Genomic DNA, 1,025 nt, shown 5'->3' on the forward strand with positions numbered 1-1,025 from the left:
TGTGTAAACCCAGTACGTTGTTCAGTGGAAGTGGCGCGCGGCTAATGGGCGGGCTGTAACCGAGGCTGGCATGTGGGCGGTGCCAGTTGTAGTGGTGCAGCCATGGCAGCAGGAGGGCTGCGCGCTGTTCGGAGCTGTCGTAGCTGCGGGCATAGGCCCATTCGCGCAGACTGGTCTGGATGAAGCGCTCGGCCTTGCCGTTGGTGCGTGGCGTATAAGGTTTGGTGCGGAGGTGGCGCAGCCCCAATCGTCTGACCAGGCGCCGGAACTTGCGCGAGCCATAACAGCTGCCGTTGTCGGTCATGAGGCGGGTGAAGTGAATGCCCAGGCTGCGGTAGTAACGCAGGGCTTGAATTAGAGCCTGACACGCACTGCGGCCACGCTCATCAGAATGCAAACTGCTGAAGGCGATACGGCTGGCATCGTCGATGGCCACATGGACGAACTCCCAGCCCGCCCCGTTGGAGTTTTGCTGGCGGTCACCGGTGACCCGGTGGCCTGGTTTCCTGAAGCGCCCCAGCTTCTTGATATCCAGGTGCAGCAGATCGCCTGGCGTCGGGTACTCATAGCGCACCACCGGTGGCGCCGGCTCCAGTTCGGCCAGCCGATTCAAGCCGACCCGTCGCAGACGGCGAGCCACGGTGCTGACGGCCAGGCCCAGTTGCATCGCTATCTGCCGATAGGTATGGCGGGCACGGCGCCGCTCGATCAGCCGCTCCACCAGCGCATCGGGTGTTGCATGGGGACAGTGCTGTGGACGTGACGAGCGATCCCTCAAGCCGGCTTCGCCTTCCTCGCGAAAGCGCCGCAGCCATTTGTAGGCGGTTCGAACGCTCACTCCGGCGGCCTGGGCGGCTTCCTCGACCCGCAGGCCGTGATGAATTCGCTGAACCAAAAGGGCTCGACCGCGAGGGGTAAGACGGGCATGTTTATGCAGGTTCATTCGGGGCTCCTGGAAGGCTTGGTTGGTCGCACTTCCAGAATTCCGGGAATGCCCCGGATGAACAACCTACTGAGAGATCACA

General features: G+C 62.8%; 1 protein-coding gene. It reads right to left on the reverse strand.

Features of this window, described 5'->3' with window-relative positions; genetic code table 11:
- Nucleotides 1-943 (reverse strand): IS481 family transposase (locus AB5S05_RS22035; protein ID WP_369289637.1); only part of this gene is annotated, 943 nt, incomplete at its 3' end.
- Nucleotides 944-1,025 lie beyond the last annotated feature (82 nt).

The sequence above is a fragment of the Pseudomonas zhanjiangensis genome, from assembly GCF_041027545.1.
Taxonomy (GTDB): Bacteria; Pseudomonadota; Gammaproteobacteria; order Pseudomonadales; family Pseudomonadaceae; genus Aquipseudomonas; species Aquipseudomonas zhanjiangensis.